This window comes from Curtobacterium sp. Leaf154, assembly GCF_001424595.1.
Taxonomy (GTDB): Bacteria; Actinomycetota; Actinomycetes; order Actinomycetales; family Microbacteriaceae; genus Curtobacterium; species Curtobacterium poinsettiae.
The window spans coordinates 192,542-217,059 of record NZ_LMOS01000006.1 but is presented as its reverse complement, the minus strand read 5'-3'; the positions used below and the strand labels follow the sequence as shown (position 1 = coordinate 217,059).

Annotated in this window: 21 protein-coding genes; 9 read left to right on the top strand and 12 right to left on the bottom strand. The window is 71.3% G+C overall.

Features of this window, described 5'->3' with window-relative positions; translation table 11 throughout:
- Window positions 1-34 precede the first annotated feature (34 nt).
- The 5 genes from ASF75_RS12795 to ASF75_RS12775 all read right to left on the bottom strand — a co-directional run bounded on the left by ASF75_RS12795 (window position 35) and on the right by ASF75_RS12775 (window position 3,405).
- Window positions 35-643 carry a hypothetical protein gene (locus ASF75_RS12795; RefSeq protein ID WP_017885450.1) on the bottom strand — a complete coding sequence of 203 codons (609 nt, stop codon included), beginning with the start codon at window positions 641-643 and terminating at the stop codon, window positions 35-37.
- On the bottom strand, window positions 640-1,875 hold the full coding sequence (locus tag ASF75_RS18150; RefSeq protein ID WP_235517673.1) for a hypothetical protein: 1,236 nt from the start codon (window positions 1,873-1,875) through the stop codon (window positions 640-642). The genes ASF75_RS12795 and ASF75_RS18150 overlap by 4 nt, the downstream gene beginning before the upstream one ends.
- A 497-nt stretch (window positions 1,876-2,372) precedes the next feature.
- The coding region (locus ASF75_RS18145) for a WXG100 family type VII secretion target (protein WP_268750874.1) at window positions 2,373-2,669 on the bottom strand (297 nt) is incomplete at its 3' end.
- 2 nt (window positions 2,670-2,671) lie between these two features.
- Window positions 2,672-3,001, bottom strand: coding sequence for a DUF6507 family protein (locus ASF75_RS12780; protein ID WP_152427322.1), 330 nt, complete (start codon window positions 2,999-3,001; stop codon window positions 2,672-2,674).
- 107 nt (window positions 3,002-3,108) lie between these two features.
- On the bottom strand, window positions 3,109-3,405 hold the full coding sequence (locus ASF75_RS12775; protein WP_017888162.1) for a WXG100 family type VII secretion target: 297 nt from the start codon (window positions 3,403-3,405) through the stop codon (window positions 3,109-3,111).
- A gap of 105 nt (window positions 3,406-3,510) precedes the next feature.
- Between ASF75_RS12775 and ASF75_RS12770 the strand changes: the two genes are divergently transcribed.
- A complete protein-coding gene (locus ASF75_RS12770) occupies window positions 3,511-7,926 on the top strand; it encodes an FtsK/SpoIIIE domain-containing protein (RefSeq protein ID WP_056071947.1) in 4,416 nt (1,471 codons plus the stop codon).
- A gap of 64 nt (window positions 7,927-7,990) precedes the next feature.
- Here ASF75_RS12770 and ASF75_RS12765 read toward each other — a convergent pair whose 3' ends face one another.
- The 6 genes from ASF75_RS12765 to ASF75_RS12740 form a co-directional block, all read right to left on the bottom strand.
- Complete coding sequence (locus tag ASF75_RS12765; protein ID WP_056071944.1) at window positions 7,991-8,602, bottom strand: FHA domain-containing protein; 612 nt, start codon at window positions 8,600-8,602, stop codon at window positions 7,991-7,993.
- Window positions 8,602-9,210 carry a hypothetical protein gene (locus tag ASF75_RS12760; RefSeq protein WP_017888159.1) on the bottom strand — a complete coding sequence of 203 codons (609 nt, stop codon included), beginning with the start codon at window positions 9,208-9,210 and terminating at the stop codon, window positions 8,602-8,604. Before ASF75_RS12760 ends, ASF75_RS12765 begins: the two co-directional genes overlap by 1 nt.
- Before the next feature lie 5 nt (window positions 9,211-9,215).
- The gene (locus ASF75_RS12755) at window positions 9,216-10,055 is read right to left on the bottom strand and encodes an oxygenase MpaB family protein (protein ID WP_082509737.1); all 840 of its coding nucleotides are present in this window, start codon (window positions 10,053-10,055) and stop codon (window positions 9,216-9,218) included.
- Window positions 10,052-10,417 carry a hypothetical protein gene (locus tag ASF75_RS12750; protein ID WP_152427321.1) on the bottom strand — a complete coding sequence of 122 codons (366 nt, stop codon included), beginning with the start codon at window positions 10,415-10,417 and terminating at the stop codon, window positions 10,052-10,054. Before ASF75_RS12750 ends, ASF75_RS12755 begins: the two co-directional genes overlap by 4 nt.
- Window positions 10,418-10,455: 38 nt before the next feature.
- Complete coding sequence (locus tag ASF75_RS12745; protein WP_017888156.1) at window positions 10,456-10,743, bottom strand: hypothetical protein; 288 nt, start codon at window positions 10,741-10,743, stop codon at window positions 10,456-10,458.
- Window positions 10,744-10,976: 233 nt separating this feature from the next.
- Window positions 10,977-12,608, bottom strand: coding sequence for a RecQ family ATP-dependent DNA helicase (locus tag ASF75_RS12740; protein WP_056071940.1), 1,632 nt, complete (start codon window positions 12,606-12,608; stop codon window positions 10,977-10,979).
- Window positions 12,609-12,831: 223 nt separating this feature from the next.
- Between ASF75_RS12740 and sucC the strand changes: the two genes are divergently transcribed.
- From sucC to ASF75_RS12700, 8 genes are all read left to right on the top strand, one after another.
- On the top strand, window positions 12,832-14,001 hold the full coding sequence (sucC, locus tag ASF75_RS12735; RefSeq protein ID WP_056071937.1) for an ADP-forming succinate--CoA ligase subunit beta: 1,170 nt from the start codon (window positions 12,832-12,834) through the stop codon (window positions 13,999-14,001).
- A gap of 11 nt (window positions 14,002-14,012) precedes the next feature.
- A complete protein-coding gene (sucD, locus tag ASF75_RS12730; protein ID WP_042539799.1) occupies window positions 14,013-14,900 on the top strand; it encodes a succinate--CoA ligase subunit alpha in 888 nt (295 codons plus the stop codon).
- Between the two features lie 141 nt (window positions 14,901-15,041).
- Window positions 15,042-17,111, top strand: coding sequence for a DUF6350 family protein (locus ASF75_RS12725; RefSeq protein WP_056071934.1), 2,070 nt, complete (start codon window positions 15,042-15,044; stop codon window positions 17,109-17,111).
- 41 nt (window positions 17,112-17,152) lie between these two features.
- On the top strand, window positions 17,153-17,746 hold the full coding sequence (purN, locus tag ASF75_RS12720) for a phosphoribosylglycinamide formyltransferase (RefSeq protein WP_056071933.1): 594 nt from the start codon (window positions 17,153-17,155) through the stop codon (window positions 17,744-17,746).
- Window positions 17,743-19,377, top strand: coding sequence for a bifunctional phosphoribosylaminoimidazolecarboxamide formyltransferase/IMP cyclohydrolase (gene purH, locus ASF75_RS12715; protein WP_056071930.1), 1,635 nt, complete (start codon window positions 17,743-17,745; stop codon window positions 19,375-19,377). Before purN ends, purH begins: the two co-directional genes overlap by 4 nt.
- 584 nt (window positions 19,378-19,961) lie before the next feature.
- Entirely contained in the window at window positions 19,962-21,770 is a 1,809-nt protein-coding gene (locus ASF75_RS12710; RefSeq protein ID WP_042539805.1) for an ABC transporter ATP-binding protein, read from the top strand.
- 119 nt (window positions 21,771-21,889) lie between these two features.
- Window positions 21,890-23,689 carry an ABC transporter ATP-binding protein gene (locus tag ASF75_RS12705; RefSeq protein ID WP_031260262.1) on the top strand — a complete coding sequence of 600 codons (1,800 nt, stop codon included), beginning with the start codon at window positions 21,890-21,892 and terminating at the stop codon, window positions 23,687-23,689.
- A gap of 37 nt (window positions 23,690-23,726) precedes the next feature.
- Entirely contained in the window at window positions 23,727-24,155 is a 429-nt protein-coding gene (locus ASF75_RS12700; RefSeq protein WP_017888146.1) for a DUF805 domain-containing protein, read from the top strand.
- A gap of 22 nt (window positions 24,156-24,177) precedes the next feature.
- On the opposite strand, the gene ASF75_RS12695 is transcribed toward ASF75_RS12700, so the two are convergent.
- Window positions 24,178-24,516 carry an MGMT family protein gene (locus ASF75_RS12695; protein ID WP_082509736.1) on the bottom strand — a complete coding sequence of 113 codons (339 nt, stop codon included), beginning with the start codon at window positions 24,514-24,516 and terminating at the stop codon, window positions 24,178-24,180.
- Window positions 24,517-24,518 lie beyond the last annotated feature (2 nt).

Genomic DNA, 24,518 nt, shown 5'->3' with positions numbered 1-24,518 from the left:
GCCCGTCGCCAGGCCGTGAGCTCGGCCGGCTCGCTCAGATCCACGGGCCTTCGAGTTCCCGTTGCGCGGGAGTGGCCTTCGTCCGCCAGCGATCTACGATCTTCGTCCATCGGTGCAGTGCCTTGGTGGTCTGCTTCGAGGGCGGTGCAGCATTGTCGGTCTCGAAGGAGAGGACCTGGTCGAAGTACCCGGTGTCGCCGTGGCGCGTGAGTGCGGCTCCGGGGCCGATCTGCGAGACGACATCGGCGCCGCGGGGGAAGGTGAAGAGCCCTTGTGCCATCGAGGGTTCGTTGCGGACATCCACGAGTCGGCCGAGGTCACTCGACCGGATCACAGTGGTCGTCAGCGAGCCGTACGCGAGCAGGCGCGGCGGAGTCCCACCGGCGCGGGTGTCGACGCGCCCGTCGATGTGGTCGTTGAGCAGGAACTGGTGACGTGCGCCGACTCGGACGTCGACTTCGGGGTCGAGCGCGTCGAGGAGCAGCGCTAGGAGTTTCGCCCGTGCGACGAGATCCGGGAGCGTTGCGTCAGGGGACCACCGAGGCGCCGTGCCGTAATCGATGACCAGCTGGCCGTCATCGGAGAACGACCGATCGGCGACCGGTCCCACGACGAGGACGTCCGGGAAGCCCTCGTGGATCATTCGTCGCTCCCGACGAGCGGCTGCGTGTAGGCCACCGCGCGCCACGGTGCGTGCAGGGCTCCGCGCATACCGACCGACTCGGTGATCGACCGAACGCTCGGGTCCATGCCGGAAGGCCCGCCTGCCGGGAACGGCGATGGGCTGTCGGTCGCCATGCCGGAGTGGAAGTACTGCGTTCCACCGCCGGCGCCGAACTGCGGGTTGGCCCGCGCCGTGCCGACGGCGTACGGCTGGTCCGCTCCGATGTGTGCGACTGAGACGTCTTCACGGTACGGGGTCGGGTAGTCGAAGTTCGCGCCGACCTGGGCCGATTCGTGGAACGCGGCGGAGTCGCCGCTCGGGGCGTTCGGGACGGCGTAGCTCGCCGACGGGCTCTGCATGCCGGACGGCGTCGAGGCGAACGCGTCGATCTGCGCGTGCGGGCCGTTCACGTTGGTCATCGAGTCGACACCGTAGTAGCCTTCGCCGCCCTGCCACAGCTGGCTGGCCCGGGCCGGATCCGTCCGAGCGATGTCGGACACGTGGGCGTTGTAGGCGCCGCTGACGGTGCGGTTGAAGGCGCGGTCACTCGCGGTGAAAGCGTCGGTGAGGCGCTCGACGATCGGCTTGCCCTGCGACCCCAAGAAGCCGGTGTGCAGCCCCTTCGCCGCATCGACGGCGCTGTGCACCATGTTCGCTGGGGTCAGGTAGCGCACCTGGAGCGCCATGCGCTCGAGTCGCCGCGTCGGGTTTGACGCGAACTGCTTCACCGCCAGCGGAAGCTCTTTGAGCGCCATCACGCCGTAGCGGCCAGCTCCGCTGAGGGTCCGGGCGGCGAGCGAGCCGAGCGATCCGGTCGAGCGGGCGAGCGAGAACGCCTTGCGTGCGTCGCCGGCTGCGGACAGCAGCCGTCCGGCGGTGGTGATCCCCTTCATACCCGGGATGCAGTCGAGCAGCGCGAACGCGAGGTCCCACCCGTCGGCGGTGCCCTTGCTCATCTTGTACAGGGTGTCAGCGAGTACGAGCAGCGCTGCACCGAGCACGATCCATGCGAGCGGTCCGCCGACGATCATGACGATGATGCCGCCAACAGCGACGACGACCTTCGCAATGGAGACGATGGTCTCCCATCGTTCGGACCCGAAGATCTTGTCCCACGTGGACTGCTTCCCGAGGCCCGCGTCAGCAGCTTCACCGATCTTCGTCGCGGTCCGCTGCTCCGCGTCCTGCCAGTCACCCTTCGCATCCGCCACGAGCCGCTTCGCCGCATCGATCCGCGACTGCGCCGCCGAGATGTCCCCCTGCGCCGACGACACCGACCCCTGCGCGACGGCGCATCGATCCGCGACTGCGCCGCCGAGATGTCCCCCTGCGCCGACGACACCGACCCCTGCGCGACGGAAGCGTTGTCGGACGCTGCCCGCAACTGCGCCGGCGACGGAACATCCACCCCGTCCGGCACCTCGGAACCGGCCGGGTACTTGTCCGCGACCTTCGACAGGTCCTTCGACGCCGACTGGTAGTGCGACAGGTTCGACTGCGCATCTGCCAACCGGTCCTGCGCCGCGGCGAGGTCCCCGGAGGCGTCCTTCGCGTCCGCCAACGCACCGTCAGCCCGGTACTGGGCGTCATCGACCGTGTCAGCCCACCCCGACAACGCCGTCGCGGCGAGTTCGTACGAATCGACGAGCTTGGTCAGGTCCGACGGGGTGTCCTCGATCGCGTCGACGAACACGTCCGCGGCTTCACNGTCATCGACCGTGTCAGCCCACCCCGACAACGCCGTCGCGGCGAGTTCGTACGAATCGACGAGCTTGGTCAGGTCCGACGGGGTGTCCTCGATCGCGTCGACGAACACGTCCGCGGCTTCACCCTCCCAGTCGGTCAGCCACCCCGAGCCCTTCACCGACTTCAGTCGGGTCGAGGCGTCATCGGCTGCGTCGGAGATGCGCTGGTACTCCCGCGCCATCATCCGCAACGTCGACGGATCACCCTTGACCGGATCATCACCCTGATCGACAACGTCCCACCCCGACGGCCGCCCCATGGCTACTGAGCCCTCGAGGCGACGGGCCCGCCGCCGCCGTTCTCGTCGTTGACCTGCAGGGCCTGCGCGAGCTTCTCGTCGGTCTCGGTGTAGGTCTCGATGGACGAGCTCAGCATGTCCGCCAACGCCTTCGTCGACTCGCTGATCTTGTCCCGCTTGTCGCCCCAGCGGTGGTCGAAGTCGTGCAGAGCGTCCTGTACCGTCCCCGAACCGATCTCGTCGTCGGACGCATCGACACGCTTGTGCGCCTGCTCGAGCGTGCTGTGCACGGTCGTCAGGTCGTTCTGGAGCTCCCCGAGCCCCATCAGATCAACCAGCAGTTTGCCTGCCACGGAACAATCCCTCCCCGATCACGAACCGGCGCCACCAGGACGACGCCACAGGAACCGCGACGACCCCGTGCCCCACGCGATCGCGGGGCACGGGGTCGACGACGATGTCAGCCCTTGAGGCCGGAGGCCAGCGACTCGTCCGTCTCGGACAGGGTCTGCGAAGCCTTCGAGAGGAACGTGGAGAGGCCTTCGAGCCCCTGGACCGTCTGGCTCACGCCACGGTTGAACTCGTCGTAGGACTCGCCGAACGCGACGGACGACTTGTCGGTGACGTAGCCATCCGAGATGAGCTGCTGGATCTTTCGCTGCAGTGCTGACAGACGGTCTTCGATGTCTGCCTGGCCTGCCTTGAGGTCGGAGGCTGCTGCCTCGAGGTCTGCGTACGAGACGTTGATGTTCGCCACGGTGTGACTCCCTTTCCCCGGAGTTTCGTTGTCCCCCCAACGGGGCGTGTGGGATGGACACTACCATCGTCCTGCGACACGAAGTCAACGCTACGGGGGATTGCCATGACCTTCACGTTCACGATGGTCGACCGCGAGAGCGGCCAGACCGCGAACGTCTACGTCGACGGTGACGATTCCCGGGCGGTGCGCGAGTTGGTGGCCGAGGCCGAGCGCCTCATCGCGACGGACGTCGACGCCTCCGGTCGGACTCCGGTGTACTTCGTCGGGGAGCAGCAGCTCGACCTCTCGGCGTCGGTCGCCGAGTCCGGTGTCCGGGAGGGAGTGGTGGTGAGCCGCAGCCTGGAACAGGTGCCGCCGCAGCCACTCCGTCCGCTGACCGACGCCGAGATCCGGATCGTCTCCGGGCTGCACGCGGGGACGATTGTCCGGGTCAGCACCGGCACGGTGACCATCGGTACAGCACGGTCCGCGCACGTGCGGGTGCCGGTGAGCACCACGGACGAGGTGGAGGCCGAGGCGTCGGGGGTCGACACGGTGCCGGAGATCGCCCTGCTGGTCACGGTGACCGCCGACGGCGCGAAGGTGCGTCCGGCGAACGGCTTCTCCGGAGCGCTGCTCGACGGTGAGCCGGTCACCGAGGAGACGGACTGGCCCGAGACAGCACAGCTCGCGATCGGTGCGGTACTGCTCGGATTCGGCCGCGCTCCGGACCGTGGCGCCCATCTGTCACTGGCGGACGACGGCATGTCGCTCGAGTACAACCGGCCGCCGCGCATCCTGCCCCCGGACGAGCACACCCGCTACCAGCTGCCGCCGCCGCCGACCGAGCCCCCCGCCCGGGCGCTGCCCATCCTGATGGCACTGGCGCCGATGGGCATGGCGGTCATGTTCGTGTCGACAACCGGCCGCTGGATCTACCTGCTCATCGCCTTGCTGTCGCCGGTCCTGATGATCATCACAGGGCTGCAGGGTCGCCGACAGGGCAAGAAGACGTACCGGCAGCGCGTCGTGGAGTACGAGGACACCAAGGCGCGGATCGAGGCGGACGCGACCGAGAGCCTCCAGTCCGAACGCGCACGCTGGATCGCGAGCGCGCCGGACCCGGCCGCCGTCTACGAGACCGCGGTCACGCCGCTGCCGCGACTGTGGGAGCGACGCCGGACTGATCCGGACCACCTGCTCGTCCGCGTCGGCACGGCGACGCAGCGCTCCGAGGTGACCATCGAGGACCCGGAGCAGCTGTCCCACAAGCGGACCGTGGCGTGGGACGCCACGGACGTGCCGGTCCGCATCCGTCTGGCCGAGCGCGGCGTGATCGGCATCGCCGGTCCCGACGACGACGCCCGACGACTGGCGAACTGGGTGGTCGCGCAGCTCGCGACGCTGCAGAGCCCGAAGGACGTCACCTTCACGCTGCTCACCGACACCACGCGCACGTCGCTGTGGGAGTGGATGTCCTGGCTGCCGCACGTCCGCCGGGACGGTGCAGACCAGCCGATGACGAGCATCGCCTCGAACGCCGCGTCGACCGCGCGGGCGATCGCCGAGCTCGCCGCGATCATCGACGCCCGGAAAGAGGCGGGTATCGGCAAGAAGACCCCGCCAGCTGACGAGATCGTCGTCGTGATGGACGGCGCACGGCGGCTCCGCGCGATGCCCTCGCTCGTGCAGGTGCTCAAGGAGGGGCCGTCGGTCGGGGTGTTCAGCATCTGCCTCGACCTGGACGAACGGCTCCTGCCCGAGGAGTGCGACGCGGTGGTGGTCGTCCGCGACGACCGGGTGCGGGTCACCCAGCAGCGCAGTGAGCGCATCGACGACGCACGCCCCGACCTGGTCGACCAGGACTGGCTCGAGTGGGTAGCCCGGTCGCTGTCGCCGATCGTCGACGCCAGCCCGGACGTGCAGGACGGCGCCATCCCCTCGTCCGCCCGCCTGCTCGACGTCCTCCAGCTCGAACCGCCGACGTCCGAGGCCGTCCAGGCTCGCTGGCTGCTCGGCGGCCGCAGCACCACCGCCGTGGTGGGGGCGTCGATCGACGGGCCGTTCGCGATCGATCTGCGGAACGACGGTCCGCACGGCCTGGTCGCCGGCACGACCGGTTCCGGCAAGTCCGAGCTGCTGCAGACGATCGTGGCGTCCCTGGCGGTGGCGAACAGGCCGGACGAGATGAACTTCGTGCTCGTCGACTACAAGGGCGGTGCGGCCTTCAAGGACTGCGTCGACCTGCCGCACACCGTCGGCATGGTCACGGACCTCGACACGCACCAGGTCGAGCGCGCGCTCGAGTCGCTCGGTGCCGAGCTCCGCACCCGCGAGCACGCCCTCGCGGAGGTCGGCGCGAAGGACCTCGAGGACTACCAGGACCTGCAGGCCAAGCGTGCGGCGAACGGGGACACCATCCCGAGCCTGCCGCGGCTGCTGATCGTCATCGACGAGTTCGCCTCGCTCGCCCGTGAGCTGCCCGACTTCGTCAAGGGCCTGGTGAACATCGCCCAGCGCGGTCGCTCCCTCGGCATCCACCTCATCCTCGCCACGCAGCGACCGGGCGGCGTCGTCTCGCCTGAGATCCGCGCGAACACGAACCTGCGGATCGCGCTGCGCGTCACCGACCAGTCGGAGAGCCAGGACGTCATCGGCGCGAACGACGCCGCGCGGATCGCGAAGTCGACCCCGGGGCGCGCCTACGTGCGGCTCGGCGCGGCCTCGCTGCTGCCGTTCCAGTCCGGTCGCGTCGGCGGGCGCCGGCCCGGCACGGACGACCAGGAGGCCCGACCCGCCCTGGTCCGCGAGCTCACGTTCGCCTCGTACAGTGACCCGGCCCCTCGCCCGGCCGCCGTCGAGGCCGCCGCGAGCGACGTGGAGGTCACCGACCTGAGCGTCCTCGTCGCGTCCATCGACGACGCCACCCGAGCCCTCGGCACCCCCGAGCAGCGGAAGCCCTGGCTGCCACCGCTCGGCGAGGTCGTCGGGCTCGACGACGTCGAGGCGACCGGCACCGGCGACCTGGCGCCCCTGGCGGTCGCCTGGGGCGTCGAGGACCACCCCGGTGACCAGCGGCAGCGCCCGGCGGTGTTCGACCTCGACGCGGACGGCCACCTGTTCGTGATCGGCTCGCCACGCTCCGGTCGCAGCCAGACCCTCCGCACCCTCGCCGGTGCGATGGCCCTGCGGCTCGGCGTCGGCGACGTGCACATGTACGGGATCGACTGCGGCAACGGTGCCCTGCTCGCCCTCGGTGCTCTGCCGCACTGCGGTGCCGTCGTGCAGCGGCACGAGCCCGACCGGGTCTCGCGGCTGCTCGGCATCCTGCTCCGCACGGTGCAGGAGCGCCAGGCCGCGTTCTCCGCCGGCGGCTACTCGTCGATCGCCGAACAGCGGACCGACTCCGGCACCGTGCCGATGCCCCACGTCGTCGTGTTCCTCGACCAGTGGGAGAGCTTCATGGCGACCCTGGCGGACGCCGAGAACGGCATGCTGCACGATGCCGTCCAGACCCTGCTGCGCGAGGGCGTCGGCGTCGGCGTGCACCTGGTCGTCTCCGGCGACCGCACCCTCACGTCCGGCCGGATGTCGAGCCAGGTGGAACGGAAGCTGCTGCTTGCCCTGGCCGACCGCGGCGACTACAACTACGAGGGCATCAACGGCAAGAAGCTGCCGGAGTCGATCCCGCCGGGGCGCGGGTTCCGCAACGCGACGGCGACGGAGACCCAGGTCGCCGTTCTGCCCGGCGGACTCGGGGGCCGCGACCAGGCCGCCGCGCTCCGGGGCATCGGTGACGAGGTCCGTGCGCACGTGTCGGCCGACGCCCCGAAGCCGTTCCGGATCGACGTGCTCCCGCGCTCCATCACCTTCGAGGACGCCGTGCGGTACCTGCCGTCGGCGGAGGCGTCGGTCGGCCGGGTCGCACTCGGCGTCGGCGGCGACGAGCTCCGGCTGTTCACGCACGACTTCGTGCAGGACACCTCGGTCTTCATCGTCGGCGGCAGCCCCCGCTCGGGCAAGAGCACCGCACTCGTCGCGATGGCCCGCCACGTGCTGTCTGCCGGTGGTTCGGTGGTCGCGGTGACCCCGCGGGAGTCCCCGCTGCGGGCGCTCGACGGAGCGCCACGAGCCACGGTCGTGACCGATGGTGCGATCGGAGCCGAGGGCCTGTCCGCCGCCATCGACACCGGCGCCGCGGGCTTCACGCTCGTGCTCGTCGACGACGCCGAAGCCCTGAAGGAGTCGCCGGCCGAACCGGTGTTCCGGGCGATCATGGAGTCCGACCGGGGCCGTTCGGTCGGGCTCGTCCTGGCGGGAGACGTCGAGGGGGTGGCGAGCGGGTTCCGCGGTTGGCAGGTCGACGCGAAGAAGGCCCGTCGGGGCATGCTCCTCGCGCCGCTCAGCACGGTCGATGGCGACCTGATCGGCACGAAGCTGTCGAAGAGCCTCGTCACCCAGGACCGCGTCGCCGGCCGGGCTCTGCTGAACGACGCCGACCAGGCGCTCCGACTCGTGCAGGTGCCGGCCGGCGACTAGCGCCGGCCGCAGGGGCGCAGCCCGGAGCGTGCGCACCCCGCAGTCTGCCCGGTCCAGGGTCGGCTCAGCCCAGCGGCGTCTCGCTGACGAGTCCGACGGCGGGTTCGGCGCGGAGCGAGTGCCCGCCGAACACCACGGTGTCCCCGGGCCGCACGGTCGTGCGCTGCGACGGAACGAGCATCGCCGGGGGGAACCCCGGACGCTGCAGTTCGACCCCGTTGGCCGACGCGGTGTCGAGCACCCAGAGCGAGCCCTCGGCACCGAACCCGAACTCCAGGTGGGTACGACTGAGCAGCCGCTCCGGGTCCTCCAGGGCGATCATGTGGGCGTATCCGTCGTCGGGATGGGAGCTCGCAGGATCGCGGCCGATCAGTCCCCCGCCGGACACGGTGACCCGCTGGGCGCCGTCGAGGACGAGCACGGCCGCCGCGGCCTGGCGGGCCGGCGCGGCGTCGGGTCGCGCGGTGCTTCCGCCGGACGAGCCGAGTGGTCGGCCGGGCATCTGCGCCACGGTCGCCCGGACCCGGTCGGCGCTCGCACGCGGAGCCAGGGGAGGGGTGACGACGGAACGGGCGAGCTCTCCGCGCTGTGCCATCTGCGCCAGATCACGCTCTCCGACCCGTTCGACGACGGGTTCGACGACCTTGCGCTTCTTCCGGAACGGCCAGAGGCGCATCAGGACACCTCGCTGCCGACCGTGGCGGAGTCGATGAGCTCGAAGGTGTCGGTGACGGTCTCGAACAGTTCGTACAGCGGCTCGGCCAGGTCGGTCGCGGGTGACGAGACGCTGACCAGGGCGACCTGGTCGCCGGCCGGCACGAAGGTCTGCATGAGCACGACGTCGAACGATCCGCGGCCGTCCGGTGCCTGCACCGTCGAGACGCCCCAGACTCGCGGCACCCGGCCGATGCGAGGGACCTCGTGCACGTCGACGTGCATCCCGTCGTCGTCCCCGCCGAGCGCGGCGACGTGGTCGGTCAGTGCGGCGAGTGGGTCCCCGCCGGCCTCGGGCGCGGGCAGGACCGTCACGGTGAGGGCACCGGAGACGATGCCGTCCTCGCTGGGCTCGGCGAACGCGGCGCAGTACCGCGCCCCGCTGTCCCAGGCGGAGCGGGCGAACCGGCGGAGCACCCGGACGATCTCGGTGCGGTGGTCCCAGAGTTCCCGGTGGTCCTCGATGCGTTCCTGCACGAGGGCGCTGATCCGGTCGTCGCGGCGTTCCGGATCGACCGGGAGCTCGAACCAGGAACGCGGGACCGTGATGGCGAAGTGGTCGACCGACATGCCCGCTACCGTACCGCGCCGTGTCGCTCGGCGGTCCGCCGCATCGCCCGCAGCAGCACCGGCCCCGGCACCCGCAGCAGCGCCCGCGGCACGAGCGCCCGCACCCCGGCCACCACCCGCACGGTCCGCCGGAAGCGCCGCTCCTCGCGCCGCCCCCACGCGAAGCCGTACGCCGTGCGCACCGGTTCCGGCAGCATCCCCACGGTCACGATGCGCACGAGGGGCATCGCCGCCCGCACCCACAGCGGCGCGAACCGCGGGTGCAGCAGGTCACGGACGACCCCGCGGGCGTCGTCGGTGACCTGCAGTCCGTCGAGCGTCTGCTGCCAGTACCGGTCGAACGCCGCGACCGAGGTCGGCCAGCGCTCCGCTGGCACTCGCAGCGCGGTCGCGATCGGCGCGTAGGCGGCGAGGACCTGCTCGGCCCGGGCAGCGGAGACCTTCGTGCCGAACAGGTCGTGCGCCCGCCGGGCGGAGTCGAACAGGGTCGCGGCCACCCAGAGCTGCCGGTCGACGTCGTCGGCGCCGGCGACGGGCCCGTGCGCGTGGTTGACGAAGCCCGTCGCGGTCGCCGAGTCGGACTCCGTGCCGATGACGACGGCGTAGATGAACATCAGGGTGTGGGCGAGCCGCTGCTGGGGTCGCCGGGCGAAGTCCGAGTGCCGTCGGACACCGGCCGCGACGACCGGGTCGGCGATCTGCAGCAGGATGGCGCGGCCGCCCGCGGCCACGGGTGTGCTGTCGGCGAGGAACCGACGCAGGTGACGGTCGTGGACGTGCGCGGGAGACGGACGGGAGGCCCGGTGCGGGTCGTGCGCCGAGCCTCCAGGCCGTGGGGTGGTCACGCCGCACCCCGTCGGCGTCGCGCCCGCAGGACGGGTCGCAGGTCCACAGCGATCGCCACCAGGAGCGCGACTGCGCCGACGATCACGGCGACCCGTGTGGAGGCGGGGTCGACGGGCGCGTCACCGGTCAGGGCGAGGAGCGTCGCGACGAGCCAGATCGCGGGGAGCGGCCAGAGGCGGGTCGGGGAACCGGTGACCAGCGCGCCGAGGACGCCGGCGACGAGCAGCGGGACCCAGCGGCCACCGGGCTCCGAGCGGGCGGCGAGGTGCGCTGCGGCGGCGACCAGCAGCATCACCGCGACGGCCAGCAGCCGCGCCGCCGAGGGCATGCTGCGGACGCTGGCACGGACTCGTCGGAACACGGCCCGATGCTACCGAGCCGTGTTCCGGGGGAGCCTGGTCAGAGCGGCTTCGTGCCGAGGTCGCCGCCGAGGTCCGGGCGCTCCTCGTCCTGCTCCCACAGGTCGGGCGAGCCCTCGCGCGGGGATCCGCCGGTGGGACCGTCGTCGGAGCCGTCACCGGGCTGCGGTTCCACCGTCTCGCCGGCGACCGCGTCGTTCGTGACGGTCTCGAGCGACTCCTCGGCCTCGTCCACCTCGTACGGGCCGACGTGCTCACGGTCGATGTCGTCGTCGCGACGCTGCTGGGAGTCGAAGTCGTCGACGGGGCTGATGCCGGGGTCGCTCATGGTGGTTCCTTTCCGTTGCGGGCTTCCTGCCTACCCGCGGGTGCTTGGCGGCTGTCCGGTTTCGTGTCGTGTTCACCCGGGCGTCACCTCCCGGTCACGCCGTCACGGCAGCATCGCCGATGCTCGGGGGAGTGGAGCGCGGTCGCCGACGGGTGGTCGAGCGGCCGCGCCTTCCCCGCCCGGGTCGGCTGCGCTGGTGCGCTGGCCGCCGGTGCGCTCCGTCCGTGCCGCTGTCAGACGCGTTCGAGCAGGTCGCGTTCCTCGACGCCGGCGAGTGCGAGGGTGCGGTAACCGGCGGACTCGAAGAACACCGTGATGCGGTCCTCTTCCGTGCTCATCACCACGCCCGTGCCCCACTCCGCGTGCTCGACGCGGGCATCCGGTGGCCAGACGGCGTCGTTCGCACCGTCGGCCACGTGGGCGGAGGCGTCGCGTGCCGTGCCGGACGAGCAGGTGTCGCAGTTGCCGCACGGCTCCGGCAGCTCGTCGCCGAAGTAGCCGAGCAGGAACTGCCGGCGGCACGCGGTCGTCTCGGCGAGCTGGCGCATCATCGCGATGCGGGACTCCTCGACCCGTTCCCGTTCGGCGGCTCGGTCGGCGGTGGCGCGAGCCGCGCGGTCGGCGTCCCGGGGGCCGTCCGGCATCCGGGAGACACCGTCGACGTCGTCTCGCAGGGCGCCGGCGTCGAGCAGGGCGTTGAGCGCACGGCCGGCGGTGCGGGCCGACAGCCCCGAGGCCTCCGTGAGCGCGGAACGGGCGATCGAGCCGCTGGGCGGGACGGCGTCGAAGACGGCCCGCACCGATGCGGGCCGGGGGGAGCCGGACGCGAAGAAGGTGCGCAGGCCGAAGTCCTCGGCGCGGTAGTGCAGGGTGGCGCCGGCCGGTTCGGCGTCCCGCCCGGCCCGTCCGATCTCCTGGTAGTAGGCGTCGACCGACTCCGGGACGTCGGCGTGCACGACGTACCGGACGTCGGGCTTGTCGATGCCCATGCCGAACGCGCTGGTCGCCACCACCACGTCGACGTCGCCGTCCAGGAACCCGGTGTGCACGGACTCGCGCTCCGCCACGCGCATGCCGGCGTGGTACGGCTGCGCGCGACGACCACGGGTGGCGAGGGCATCGGCGTACTCGGTGGTCGCGGCGCGGGTGGCGACGTAGACGACCGTGGCCCCGTCCAGTTCGGCGACCTGGTCGACCACGGCCTGGCGCTTCTCGGCGTCCTCGGCGTGCCGGATGACCTCGAGTCGGATGCCGGGTCGGTCGAACCCCGACGCGAGCACGAACGGGTCGCGCATGCGGAGCCGCTCGACGATGTCGTCCCGCACCGGAGCGGAGCCCGTCGCGGTCAGGGCGAGCACGGGTGGGCGGCCCAGGCGCTCCGCGACCTCACCGAGCGCCAGGTAGTCGGGTCGGAAGTCGTGACCCCAGGACGAGATGCAGTGCGCCTCGTCGACGGCGACCAGCGCGACGCCGGCATCGCGGAGTCGCTCGAGCACGTCGTCCTTCACCAGCTGTTCGGGGGCCAGGAACACGTAGCCGACCTCGCCCGCGGCCACGGCGTCCCAGGCATCGGCGACGTCCCGGGCCTTCTTCGTGGCGTTCAGGGCGACGGCGCGGGGCGCACCCGGATGGTGCTCGAGCCCGACCACCTGGTCCTCCTGCAGCGCGACGAGCGGGGAGACCACGACGACGAGCCCGTCCAGGCCGAGGCCGGCGACCTGGTAGATCGCCGACTTCCCTGAACCGGTGGGCATGACCGCCAGGGCGTCGCGGCCTTCGAGGACCGCGTCGATGACGGACTCCTGGTCGGGGCGGAGCTTCCAGCCGAAGACCTCGGTGGCGCGGGTACGGAGTTCGGGGTGCACCGATCCACAGTGCCGAGCGGGAGCCTGAGGCCGGTCCCAGCGATGCGCGCAGCGGCTCACGCCCGTCGGAGCCGGCCCGCTCCGGCATCCGTGCACCGGCCGTCCACCGAGCAGCGCTAGGCTGCGTGGCGGCCGTTGTCTCGACATCGAGCGACCCTCGATGTGGAGTGCGCGACCGGGAAACCGATGCCGATCGCACGAACCGTGCGGGAAGAAGAACAGCGTGGATCTTTTCGAGTATCAGGCCAGGGACCTCTTCGAGTCCTACGGCGTCCCCGTGTTGCAGGGGATCATCGCCGACACCCCCGAGCAGGCGAAGGCGGCGGCCGAGAAGATCGGCGGCGTCGTGGTCGTCAAGGCGCAGGTGAAGGTCGGCGGTCGCGGCAAGGCCGGCGGCGTCAAGGTCGCGAAGACCCCGGACGAGGCCTTCGAACACGCGCAGGCCATCCTCGGCCTCGACATCAAGGGCCACACCGTCCAGCGGGTCATGGTCGCCCAGGGTGCCGACATCGCCGAGGAGTTCTACTTCTCCGTGCTGCTCGACCGGGCCAACCGCTCCTACCTCTCGCTCACCAGCGTCGAGGGCGGCATGGAGATCGAGCAGCTCGCCGTCGAGAAGCCCGAGGCACTCGCCCGGGTCGAGGTCGACCCGCTGACCGGCATCGACAAGGCCGCGGCGCTCGAGATCGCCGCGCAGGCGAACTTCCCATCGGAGCTGCAGGACGCCGTCGCCGACGTCTTCGTCAAGCTCTACGACGTCTACAAGGGCGAGGACGCGACCCTCGTCGAGGTCAACCCCCTGGTCCGCACCGGCGACGGCCAGATCCTGGCACTCGACGGCAAGGTCTCGCTCGACGAGAACGCCGACTTCCGCCACGAGGGCCACAAGGACCTTGAGGACACCGCCAGCGAGGACCCGCTCGAAGCCAAGGCGAAGGCCCACGGGCTGAACTACGTCAAGCTCGACGGCCAGGTCGGCGTCATCGGCAACGGCGCGGGGCTCGTCATGTCGACGCTCGACGTCGTCGCCTACGCCGGTGAGCGCCACGGCGGCGTGAAGCCCGCCAACTTCCTCGACATCGGCGGCGGCGCCTCGGCCGAGGTCATGGCCAACGGCCTCGACGTCATCCTCGGCGACCCGCAGGTGAAGAGCGTCTTCGTGAACGTCTTCGGCGGCATCACCGCGTGCGACGCCGTCGCGAACGGCATCGTCGCCGCGCTCGGCATCCTCGGCGACGCGGCCACCAAGCCGCTCGTCGTGCGCCTCGACGGCAACAACGTGGAAGAGGGTCGTCGGATCCTGGCGGAGGCAGCGCACCCGCTCGTCACCGTTGCCGCGACCATGGACGATGCGGCCGAGCGGGCCGCCGAACTCGCCGCCGCAGCGGCCTGAAGGGACTGACCATGTCGATCTTCCTCAACAAGGACTCCAAGGTCATCGTCCAGGGCATCACCGGCGGCGAGGGCACGAAGCACACCGCCCTGATGCTCAAGGCCGGCACGAACGTCGTCGGCGGTGTCAACGCCCGCAAGGCCGGCACCACCGTCACCCACGGTGACGTCGAGCTGCCGGTCTTCGGCTCGGTGCGCGAGGCCATCGACACCACCGGTGCCGACGTCTCGATCGTCTTCGTCCCGCCGGCGTTCGCGAAGGACGCGGTGACGGAGGCCATCGACGCCGAGATCCCGCTCGTCGTCGTCATCACCGAGGGCATCCCCGTGCAGGACTCGGCCGAGTTCTGGGCGCACGCCAAGGCGAAGGGCGGCACGACCCGGATCATCGGGCCGAACTGCCCCGGCATCATCACCCCGGGGGAGTCCCTCGTCGGCATCACCCCGGCGACGATCACCGGCAAGGGCCCGATCGGGCTCGTCTCGAAGTCCGGCACCCTGACGTACCAGATGATGTACGAGCTCCGGGACCTCGGCTTCTCGACCGCCATCGGCATCGGCGGCGACCCCGTCATCGGCACCACGCACATCGATGCGCTCGCCGCGTTCGAGGCCGACCCCGAGACCGAGGCCATCGTGATGATCGGTGAGATCGGTGGCGACGCCGAGGAGCGCGCGGCCGAGTTCATCAAGGCGCACGTCACCAAGCCGGTCGTCGGCTACGTCGCGGGCTTCACCGCTCCCGAGGGCAAGACGATGGGGCACGCCGGCGCGATCGTGTCCGGTTCGGCCGGCACCGCCGAGGCGAAGAAGCAGGCGCTCGAGGCCGCAGGCGTCAAGGTCGGCAAGACGCCGTCCGAGACCGCCGCGCTCCTGCGCGAGGTCGTCGCCGCCCGCTAGCGACGAGCCCGTTCCGCAAAACACCGGTGTTCGTCGGGTGAACCGCGTCCTGCGCGTGTTCGTCCTGCGAACACCGGTGTTTTGCGTCGGCAGCCGCGCGGCTCCGGGGTGGCCGCGCGAGGGGCACGTATCCTCGCTGCGATGAACCGCCTGGGAACCGCTCTGCTCGCCGCGATCGAGGCGGTCGTGACGGTCGGCGTCGGCATCGGGATCGCCCTCGTGCCGCTGACGCTGCTCTGGGGGTTCGAGTACGGCCTGCAGGTCGACTGGGACGTCTTCTGGAAGGCCACCGGCAGCGTCTGGCTCGTCGGGCACGGCGTCGACGTCTCGTTCCTGCTCGGTTCCGCACTCGCCAAGAGCACCGGGGTCAGCGGCGCAGCCGACCCCATCCACGTCACCCTGGCGGCCCTCGGGTTCGCGGTCGTGACCGCCTGGCTGGGCGCCCGTGCCGGACGCCGGTTCGCCGAAACCGAGCACCGCACGACCGGCCTGCTGGTCGGCACCGCCGTCGTCGCGGTCCTCGGTCTGGCCGTCGCGCTGTCGACGACCTCCGCCGCCACCCACCCCACGCTCTGGCAGGCCGTGGTGCTGCCGGCGCTCTGGTTCGGGATCCCCGCACTCGCCGCGTCCGAGGTCTGCCGTCGTCGCCGGGACATGCCCGCCGACGCCGTCACCCAGCGGGTCATCGACCTGGTCGACCGCGTCCCCGCCGTCTGGCGGTCCGTCGCCGGGTTCGGCCTGCGCGCCGGGACCGCCGCGACCGCCGTGGTCGTCGGCGTGGCCGCGGTGCTGGTCGGCCTGCTGCTCTTCACCTCGTTCGCCGAGGTCATCACCCTGTACGAGCAGTCGCACGCCGGGGTCATCGGCGGCGTCGCGCTCACCGTCGGACAGCTCGCGTTCCTGCCGGACTTCGTCGGGTGGGCGACCTCGTGGCTGATCGGCCCCGGGTTCGCCATCGGCACCGGGTCGAGCGTGTCCCCGATCGCCACGACCCTGGGCCCGATCCCCGGCCTGCCGGTCTTCGGCGCGCTGCCGACCTCTGGCCACACGTTCGGACTCGTCTGGATCCTGGTGCCCGTCATCGCCGGGTTCGCGATCGGCGGCTCGATGCGGCCGCGGTTGGTGCGGGCCCTGGGCGCTGCGGACTCCGCACTGCACCGTGCGTTCGGCGGCGTCGCGGCAGGACTCGTCGCCGGCGTGCTCACGGGGCTCATCGCCTGGGTGTCGTCCGGTTCGTTCGGCCCGGGACGCCTGGCCGACGTCGGCCCGAACGCCCTGGCGGTCGGTGGGTTCGCCGCACTCGAGGTCGGCCTGCCGGCGATCATCGCCCTCGCCGCGGGCAGTGACCTCGTCCGACTGCCGGAGGGCGGGTGGAGGCGCGAGCGCTGGACCGAAGCGGACGAGGCCGCCGAGGCCGACGAGGACCACGACACCGCGCGCGCCGGAGCAGACCTCGGCGAGGGGTCTCTGCTCGCCGCGCTCGACCAGGCCGGGGCCGGACGGACCACCGACGTGCACCGCTTCGTCGTCGAGGAGTCCCACGACGGGTCGACGGCAGCGCGCCCGCGGGTGACGACCGAACGCGCGACGACCGAACACACGACCGGGCCGATCGGCAGCGAGGTCGTCGGGGACGAGCCGGCCGATGCGACACCGCCCCGCCCCGCCCGCGAACCCGACCCCGCCTCCGCACCCACGCCTCCACCCCGTGCCGGCGACACCGACCACGACGTCGAGCTCCCCGACTGGGCGAAGACCGACGCGGTGGCCGCCGACCGCCTCGCCGCCGAGCCCGAACCGGTGCGACGCGGTGCCGGACGAGCAGCCCTGGGCGGCCTGCGCGACCGTCTGGCCGGCGCGGCCGAGGGGGTCCGGGGACGAGCCGGTGCACTGCGCGGCCGCGTGACCGGCTCCGACGCCGAGCCGCAGCAGCCCGCCCCCGAGCCGCCCACGGCCACCGCCCCCGCGGCAGCACCGCCGCGCGTGCCCACCGACGCCCAGCCCGCGTTCCCGTGGAGCACCGAGGAGTTCGTCGCCGGCCGGGACGACCTGGACGAGACCGCTGAGGCGGACCGCGTCGACGTCGTCCACGACACCCGGGCGCCCGCACCGGAGCGGGAGCAGCAGCCCCGCCCGGCGAAGTGGGACGTCACCGACCAGATCCCCGAGGACGAACTGCCCTGGTGGCGACAGCCGAAGGACGACCGGTAACCGCGCCCGCCGACGCCGTGCCTCCCGGTAGGGTTGGTGCCGTGCTCGAACTGGTCGTCCTGATCTCCGGTACCGGGTCGAACCTCCGAGCCCTGCTCGAAGCGACCTTCGACGCCGAGTACCCCGCCCGTGTCGTCGCCATCGGTGCCGACCGCGACGCCGAGGGGCTCGGGCTGGGCGAGGAGTTCTCGATCCCGACCTTCACGGTCCCGTTCACCCGCTACGACTCCCGCGCCGAGTGGGGGCAGGCCCTGGCGGAGCAGATCCGTCCGTGGTCGCCCGACCTGCTCGTGCTCTCCGGCCTGATGCGCCTGCTGCCCCCGGCCGTGGTGTCCGAGTTCGCACCGGGGATCATCAACACCCACCCGGCGTACCTGCCCGAGTTCCCCGGCGCCCACGGCGTGCGGGACGCACTCGCCGCCGGCGTGACCGAGACCGGTGCGAGCGTCATCGCGGTCGACGACGGCGTCGACACGGGGCCGATCCTGGCCCAGGAGCGCATCCCGGTGCTGCCGGGCGACAGCGAGTCGACGCTGCACGACCGCATCAAGCCGGTCGAGCGCCGCCTGCTCATCCAGACCATCCTCAACATCGCCAACGGCACCACCGAACTGAAGGGCACCCCGAGCGCATGAGCGTGCACGCAGCCGACCCCAGCCTCTACCGCGACCGGGACGTGGTGCCGGTCCGCCGTGCACTCATCTCGGTGAGCGACAAGTCCGGCCTGCTCGAGCTCGCCGGCGCCCTGGCCGACTCCGGGGTCGAGATCGTGTCGACCGGCTCCACCGCCCAGACCATCCGTGACGCCGGGTACGCCGTCACCGACGTCGCGAGCGTCACCGGGTTCCCTGAGTCGCTCGACGGTCGCGTGAAGACGCTGCACCCGTCGGTGCACGCCGGCCTGCTCGCCGACCTGCGGCTCGAGTCGCACGAGCAGCAGCTCGCCGACCTCGACATCGCGCCGTTCGAGCTCGTCGTCGTGAACCTCTACCCGTTCGTCGAGACCGTCGCGTCGGGTGCCGACACCGCGACCGTGGTCGAGAACGTCGACATCGGCGGCCCCGCGATGGTCCGTGCCTCGGCGAAGAACCACCCGAACGTGGCGATCGTCGTCTCCCCGGCGTCCTACCCCGAGGTCGTCGAGGCCGTCCGTGCCGGCGGCACCACGCTCGAGCTCCGGAAGCGCCTCGCCGCCCAGGCCTTCGCGCACACCGCCGCGTACGACACCGCGGTGGCGTCCTACTTCGCGAGCGACGTCGTCTCCGCCGCCGCAGCCCCAACGGCCTCCGGCGACATCCGGACCCCCGGCGCGTTCGACGAGTACCTGTCGGTCGGTGCCGAGCTGTCCGCGACCCTGCGCTACGGCGAGAACGCCCACCAGGCCGCGGCGCTCTACACGACGCCGGACGGCACCGGCATCGCACAGGCGACGCAGCTGCACGGCAAGGAGATGTCGTACAACAACTACGTCGACGCCGACGCGGCGGTCCGCGCCGCCTTCGACTTCGACGAGCCCGCCGTCGCGATCATCAAGCACGCCAACCCGTGCGGCATCGCGATCGCCCCGGCCGACGCCGCCGACCCGATCGCCTCGGCCCACGCCGCCGCGCACGCCTGCGACCCGCTGTCGGCGTTCGGCGGGGTCATCGCCGCGAACCGCCCGGTCACCCTGACCATGGCCGAGACCGTCAAGGACATCTTCACCGAGGTCGTCGTCGCCCCTGGGTTCGACCCCGAGGCGCTCGAGGTCCTGTCGCGCAAGAAGAACATCCGCCTGCTCACGCTGCCGGCCGACTTCGCGCTCGCCGACCGCGAGGTCAAGCAGGTCTCCGGCGGGTTCCTGGTGCAGGACGCCGACCGCTTCACGGGCTTCGACCAGTCCACCTGGACCCTCGTGGCCGGCGAGCCCGCCGATGCGCAGACCCTGACCGACCTGGCCTTCGCGTGGCGTGCCAGCCGTTCGGTGAAGTCGAACGCCATCCTGCTGGCGAACCAGGGCGCGAGCGTCGGTGTCGGCATGGGCCAGGTCAACCGGGTCGACTCGTGCCACCTCGCCGTGAACCGTGCGGGTGACCGGGCTGCCGGCAGCGTCGCGGCGTCGGATGCGTTCTTCCCGTTCGCCGACGGCCTGCAGGTGCTGCTCGACGCCGGTGTCCGTGCGGTGGCGCAGCCCGGTGGCAGCGTCCGTGACGACGAGGTCATCGCTGCGGCGAAGGCTGCTGGCGTGACGATGTACTTCACGAGCGAGCGCCACTTCTTCCACTGATGTGCACTGCCACTTCGTCCACCGATGTGAACAATCGGTGGCAGACCATTGCGCGGCGACAGTCACTGTGAATAGTCTGTAAGGCTCCGCGGCAGGCAGCCGACGATCCCTCGGGACCGGCGGCACCGCGGACACAACGGTGACGAAGACGACGACTGGAGTGACGATGGACAACATGACCGGAACCGTGGCGACGGCCGCCCGCGCAGGTCTCGTGTCCGTCGTGGGGACCACTCCCGCACGGCGATCCCCGATCGCACCGCGACCCCGCGTCGCGGCCGCCGTCTAGTCGGGCCGTTCCCACGGCCCCGCGACGCAGCACCACCGGCGTCCGCGAACCACCCGCCTGAACCCGGGGGACGACGCTCCCCCGGTGCCTCCGGCCCGACCGACGTCACGCGAGTGACGGCGGAGACGCGACCACGCGCCCGGCCGATGATCACCACGCAACGCCACACCGAGCCTCCAGGCCGAAGCCGCGCGACGCGAGCAAGCAAGCAGCAAGCAAGCAGCAAGCAAGCAGCAAGCAAGCACGCACCGCGCAGCGCGACCCGGGGACCCGGCAGACGCATGAGGACGCAACCATGTCCAAGTCGCCCACCACGGCGCGCCCGTCCACCTTCCGCGCGATCGCGCGGATCTACCCCTACGTGAAGCCCTACCAGGGGCGCCTCATCGGCGGCATGGCCGCAGCGATGGGAGCCTCCCTGGTGGCGCTCGCAATCCCCTACGTGCTGCAGTGGCTCGTCGACGGTCCGCTGTCGTCGCGCGACTCGGCACAGATCTGGCCCGCCGGGCTCGGGGTGCTCGCCCTCGGTGTGCTCGAGGCGTTCTTCATCGCCTCGCGCCGCCGGCTGGTGATGCGTCCCTCGACCCGCATCGAGACGAGCATGCGCAACTCGCTCTACGCGAAGCTGCAGGACCTGCCGGTCGCGTTCCACGACCGCTGGGAGTCCGGGCAGCTGCTGTCCCGTTCCGTGTCCGACCTGTCGCTGATCCGGCGCTGGCTGGCCTTCGGGGTCGTCCTGCTCGTCGTCAACATCGTGACGATCGTCGTCGGCTTCGTCGTGCTGTTCACCTTCGGGTGGATCCTCGGGCTGATCTTCCTGATCGCGTCGATCCCGCTGTGGATCAACGGCCTGCTGTTCGAGCGCCGGTACTCCGCCGTCGCACGCCGCAGCCAGGACCAGGTGGGCGACCTCGCCACGAGCGTCGAGCAGTCGGTGCACGGCATCCGCGTGCTCAAGGCGTTCGGTCGCGGCGGCGCGAAGCTCGAGGAGTTCAGCGAGCAGGCCGAAGCCCTGCGCGGCACCGAGATCAAGAAGGCGAAGGCCATCGCCGGCATCTGGCTGTGGCTGCTGCTCGTGCCGGACGTCGCGTTCGCGCTGTGCCTGCTCGCCGGCATCTGGCTGGCCTCGCAGGGGCAGCTCACCGTCGGCCAGCTGTTCGCGTTCTTCGCGACGGCGACGGTGCTGCGGTTCCCGATCGAGTCGATCGGCTTCCTGCTCTCGATGACGTTCGACACCCGCACGGCGGTCGACCGCTTCTTCGAGGTCATGGACTCCGAGAACACCATCACGGACCCGGAACACCCGAAGACGATCGCCGAGCCGCACGGTGCGCTGTCGTTCAACGGCGTGCACTTCCGGTACCAGGACTCCGCACCGCAGTACCCGGACCTGATCAACGGCGTCGAACTGCAGCTGCAGCCGGGCGAGACCATGGCGCTCGTCGGGCTGACCGGCTGCGGCAAGACCACGCTGCTCTCGCTCGTGCCGCGCCTGTACGACGTGACCGGCGGTTCGGTGACGATCGACGGGGTCGACATCCGCGACCTCACCCGCGAAGAGCTCCGCCGGCACGTCGGCGTCGCCTTCGAGGACGCCACCCTGTTCTCGTCGACCGTGCGTGAGAACGTGCTGCTCGGTCGACCGGACGTGCAGGGTGCCGAGGCCGAGGCGCTCATGCGTGAGGCGCTCGACATCGCGCAGGCGTCCTTCGTGGACGACCTGCCCGACGGCGTCGACACCCGGGTCGGTGAAGAGGGGCTGTCGCTGTCCGGTGGGCAGCGCCAGCGTCTGGCACTCGCCCGTGCGATCGCGGCGCGGCCGTCGGTCCTGGTGCTCGACGACCCGCTGTCGGCGCTCGACGTCGACACCGAGGCGCGGGTCGAAGCGGGCCTGCGACGCGTGCTCGCCGACACCACGTCGCTCATCGTGGCGCACCGTCCGTCGACGGTGACGCTGGCCGACCGGGTCGCCCTGATGGAGAACGGCGTCGTCACGGCCGTCGGGACCCACCACGACCTGATGGCCACCAACGAGCACTACCGCTACGTCATCTCGTCGCTCGACGACGACGACGCGACCGCACGACAGGAGGCGATGGCATGAGCCAGCAAGAGAAGAACCTGCCGCTCGACACGTCGGCCGGGCCGGGAGGCGCGGATCCCGTCGTCGACGACATCGCCGACGCGCAGTCTGCCGCGCCCGTCACCGCCTCGATCACCACCATGGGCGTGCGCGGCGAGGAGCGTGAGGACTTCACGAAGGCCGAGAGCAAGCGCCTGCGGCGCCGGTCCCTCGCCCTGCTCGGGTCCCTCGCCGCACCGCTGAAGCTCCGGCTGGTACTGCTCGGCATCGTGGTCGTGGTCTCGACCGCCGGCACCGTCGCGGGTCCGGCGCTCATCGCGTGGGGCATCGACAACGCCCTGCCCGCGGTGATGGACCAGAACGACTGGGTGCCGGCGTTCGGCGTCGTCTCGACGTACATCGTCGTGGCCGTCCTCGGTGCGGTGCTCACCGCCTGGTACACGGTGCTCGCGGCGCGGATCAGCCAGGCGATCCTGTTCGACCTGCGCAAGCGGGTGTTCCTGCACACGCAGCGGCTCTCGCTCGAGTTCCACGAGACCTACACGTCGGGCCGGATCATCTCGCGCCAGACGAGTGACCTCGACTCGATCCGCGAGCTGCTCGACTCGGGGCTGAACCAGCTCATCCAGGGCGTGCTGTACATGGCGTTCACCGCCGTGGCCCTGGTGCTGCTCGACCCGACGTCCGGGCTCGTGCTCGCGGTGTCGCTCGTGCCGCTCTGGTTCCTGATCCGCTGGTTCCAGACGAACTCGCAGACGCTGTTCCGCTCCACCCGTGTCACCTCGGCGCGCGTGATCGTGCACTTCGTCGAGACGATGACGGGCATCCGCGCGGTGCAGGCGTTCCGCAAGGAGTCCCGCAACCGTGACGAGTACGGCGGCTACGTCGAGGACTACCGGGTGGCGAACACGAAGGTGTTCAACCTGTTCGGGACCTTCGACCCGGTGCTCGTGCTCATCGGCAACGCCACGCTCGCCGCGGTCGTCATCGTCGGCGGCTTCCGGATCGTCGGCGGGACGCTCGAGGTCGGTGCGCTGCTCGCGGTCGCGCTGTACGCCAAGCGCTTCTTCGACCCGGCGCAGGAACTCGCGATGTTCTACAACGGGTACCAGTCCGCCTCGGCGGCGATGGAGAAGATCTCCGGCGTCCTCGAGGAACGGCCGAGCGTGCCGGACCCCGTGAAGCCCACCCGTCTGGCGGACGCCACCGGGAAGATGGACTTCGACGACGTCGTGTTCGCCTACAACAAGGGCAAGGTCGTGCTGCCGGAGTTCGACCTGCACATCCCGTCGGGGCAGACCATCGCCCTCGTCGGTTCCACCGGCGCCGGCAAGTCGACGCTCGCCAAGCTCATGGCGCGCTTCTACGACCCGAGTCAGGGCTCCGTCAAGCTCGACGGTGTGGACCTGCGTGACCTCGACACGAAGGACATGCGCCGCGCGATCGTCATGGTCACGCAAGAGGCCTACCTGTTCTCCGGAACCGTCGCGGACAACATCGCGCTCGGCAAGCCCGGGGCGTCCCGCCAGGAGATCGAGGCGTCGGCCAAGGCGGTCGGCGCGCACGAGTTCATCATGGCGCTGCCCGACGGGTACGACACCGACGTGAACAAGCGCGGTGGCCGTGTCTCGGCGGGCCAGCGGCAGCTGCTCTCGTTCGCGCGGGCGTTCATCGCGGACCCGAAGGTGCTCATCCTCGACGAGGCCACGGCGTCGCTCGACATCCCCTCGGAGCGACTCGTGCAGGAGGGCCTGGAGACCCTGCTCGCCGACCGCACCGCGGTGATCATCGCGCACCGGCTGTCCACCGTCGCGATCGCCCACAGGGTGCTCGTGATGGAGCACGGCCGGATCGTCGAGGACGGTACCCCCGCCGACCTCATCGCCGGCACCGGGCGCTTCGCCCAGCTGCACGCAGCCTGGCGCGACTCGCTCGTCTAGGCCCCGGTCGGGCTGCACCACGTGGTTGGCTTGCTCCATGAGCAACGACAGCGTGGTGCAGCCCGGCGGCGTCGCCCTGCACGACCCCTTCTACGGTGCCCCCTTCACCGAGGCCGTTCGCCGGTTCTGGCGGAAGTACACCGTGTTCACCGGACGGGCATCGCGCGCCGAGTTCTGGTGGTGGTGGCTGACGTCGCTCGCGATCGGGCTCGTGCTGCAGCTCGTGCCGCAGGTGTTCACGCCGGACACCCCGGTGCTCGAGAACCCCGTCGGCTCGTACCTGTTCATGCTGTGGGTGCTCGCGACGCTCGTCGGCTCCCTCGGCCTCGGCGCCCGACGACTGCACGACGCGAACCTGTCCGGCTTCTGGCAGTTCCTGCACGTGCTGCCGGGCCTCGGCTCGCTGATCGTGTACGTCCTGTGCCTGCTGCCCGCGAACCCGAAGGGTGCGCGCTTCGACCGCTGAGGTCGACCCGCGCGGCGCGGGGTCAGAACGGGTCGTCCGCGTCCGTTGCCGGTGACCAGCGCGCACGACGCATGTCGAGCCTCCAGGTCGTCGTCCCCTGCACGAGCGGGGTCCCCTCGGCCCGGTAGTGCTCGAGCGCCCGGGCCTCGTGGTGGAGCGGCGGGTGCCCACCCGCGCGCACCACACGCCACCACGGCAGGTCGGTGCCCTCGTGCGCCATCACCTTGCCGACGGCACGAGAGGCCCGCGATCCGAGGGCTGCCGCGACGTCGCCGTACGTCATGACGTGACCGGGCGGGATCATCCGCACCACCTCGGCGACGGCAGCGCCGAAGTCGACCGATGGGTCGTCGGTGGGCACGT